Annotated in this window: 1 protein-coding gene; it reads right to left on the bottom strand. The window is 64.5% G+C overall.

The genetic code is table 11. The features are described from left to right. Positions 1 to 74: 74 nt before the first annotated feature. Positions 75 to 2,582, bottom strand: a 2,508-nt coding sequence (gene ligD / locus EOA29_RS32535) for a DNA ligase D (RefSeq protein WP_127222151.1), incomplete at its 5' end; no start/stop codon positions are given.

The following is a 2,582-nucleotide window of genomic DNA, read 5'->3' as shown; positions in this document are numbered from 1 at the left end:
CTGCAATCTCCCCCCTTGCGGGGGAGATGCCCGGCAGGGCAGAGGGGGGCGCTGGCCCGCCGATCTTAAGAGATTCAACCCCGCTTCAACACCTTGCCCAGCTTGAAGAAATCCGCCCACGGGTCGGCCTTCTTCAGCTCACTCAGCGTCGTCGCGTCGCCGAGCGGGAAGGCGTTGGGAGCCAAGCCCTTTTCGAGCTCCGGCCAGGTCACCGGCATCGACACCGTCGCGCCCTTCTTGGCGCGCGACGAGTAGGGCGCGACCGTGGTCGAGCCTCTGCCGTTGCGCAGATAGTCAACGAAGATCTTGCCCGTGCGCGCCTTCTTCGACAGGGTCGCCGTGTAGCGGTCGGGCGAAGCCTGCTCCAGCGCCCGAGCGAAGTCATGAGCAAAATCCTTGACCTCGTCCCAGTCCGCCGACGGCTTCAACGGCACCAGCACGTGATAGCCCTTGCCGCCGGAGGTCTTGACCAAGTTCGGCAGCGACAGCTCGTCGAGCCGCTTATGGATGTCGAGCGCCGCCTCGCGCACGCGTTTGACGTCGACGCCTTCGTCCGGATCGAGGTCGAAGATGATCTGGTCCGGCTTTTCCAGCTCGTCGACGGTCGAGCCCCAGATATGGACCTCGACCACACCGTACTGGACGAGCGCGGCAAGCCCGTCGAAATCCCTGATGAACAGGATCTCCTCGCCGTCGGTCGGATCCTTCATCCTGGCGATCTTGTCGCTCATGCCGGGCGAGGCATGTTTCTGGAAGAAGCGCTGCCCGTGGATGCCATCCGGCGCCCGCACGAGAGCCAGCGGCCGGTCGACGACGAACGGCTCCATGCGCGTCCACACCAGAGCGTAATGGTCGAGCAGGTCCTGTTTGGAGACCTTCTCGTCGGGCCACAGCAGCTTGTCGGGATGCGAGAGTTTTATCGAGGTCATCGCCGTTCCTGCCGAGGGTTTTGGCGCGGTCTTGCCGCTACCCGACTTTGCTTCAGCCTTGCCGTCGGCCTGCTTCGGCTTTTCCTGCACGACTTCCTCCGCCGGCTTGTCCTCGCGCAGCCCCTGGAACGAGGCGTGGCGGATTATACGGTCGGATGTCCAGCTCCGGAACTCCACTTCGCCGACAAGTTCAGGCCTGACCCAGGTGAGCCCCTTGCCCTTCGGCACGGCCGCCGAGAACGGCGATTCCTTGGCCTCGAGGCTGTCGAGCTTCTTCTTGAGACCGGCCATTACCTTGCCGGAAAAGCCGGTGCCGACGCGGCCGGCATAGTGCAACTTGCCGCCTTCATGGTAGCCGACCAGCAGGGAGCGCAGGCCGCGTCCGGTCTTGTCCGAGGGCAGGTAGCCGCCAATGACGAATTCCTGGCGCAGCGTGCATTTCGACTTCACCCAGGTGAGGCCGCGCCCGCTGCGGTAGGGCGCGTCGGCGCGTTTCGACACCACGCCCTCGAGACCCATGCGGCAGACATGCTGCAGGATGACCTTGCCGGGTTCGGAAAAATGATCGCTGAAGCGCAGCGCCGAGTCCTCCGGCTGCTCGCCGAGCAGTTCGGCGAGCGCCTGCTTGCGCTCGACCAGCGGCTCGCGGCGCAAATCCTCGCCGTCGAGCCGCATCAGATCGAAGACATAGTAGATGAAGCGGTCGGCGCGGCGGGCCGAAAGGTCCGCCTGCAGCAGGGGGAAGGACGACACGCCGCTGTCGGCCAGCACGACGATCTCGCCGTCGATGATGGCATCCCGGCATTTGAGACCGGCGAGCGCTGCGGTGACCGGGCCTTCAAATTTCTTTGTCCAGTCGAGGCCGGCGCGCGTCAGCAGCCTGACGTCGCTGCCGGCGATTTGCGCCTGCATGCGGTAGCCATCGAACTTCACCTCATGCAGCCAGTCATCACCGGAAGGCGCGTTCTTTTCCAGCGTGGCGAGCTGCGGCTCGATGAATTCGAGGCGCTTGGCAGGCCCGGCTCTTGCCTTGCCGGCTGCTGCCGGCTTGTTGGAGTGCCAGACCTTTGGCTTCTCGCCCTTGGCTGACTTGCCTTCGCCGACCTCCTCGATCGTGAGGCCGGACCTCACCGATTGCGGCTCGTCCTTGAGGACGTCCTCGCCAGGGCGGGCGGCGGCATCGTCGGACTTGATCAGCAGCCAGTTGTCGCGCTTTTCGTCAGGCCTGGGCTTCAGCCTGACCAGATGCCAGCGGCCATGCAATTTGTGGCCTTCGAGCTCGAAATCGATATGGCCTTTCTTCATGCCTTCGGCCGGATCGCCTTCCGGAACCCATCTGCCGTCATCCCAGACGATGACCGAGCCGCCGCCATATTCGCCCTTCGGAATGGTGCCTTCGAAGGAGGCGTAGTCGATCGGGTGGTCCTCGACATGCACGGCCAGCCGCTTCTCATGCGGATCGAGGCTCGGGCCGCGCGTCACCGCCCAGCTCCACAGCACGCCATCGTGCTCCAGCCGAAAATCATAGTGGAGCCGCGTGGCGGCGTGCTTCTGGACGACGAAAATGCCGCCGGCCCCACTTTTCTTGTGCCGGCCGACCTTGCCGGCCGGTTCGGCGGTTTTCCGGAAATCGCGCTTGGCGTGATATTGCTC

Origin of the sequence: Mesorhizobium sp. M1E.F.Ca.ET.063.01.1.1, from assembly GCF_003998155.1 — a bacterium.
Classification (GTDB): Bacteria; Pseudomonadota; Alphaproteobacteria; order Rhizobiales; family Rhizobiaceae; genus Mesorhizobium.
This window is presented reverse-complemented; position numbering and strand designations above follow the sequence as displayed.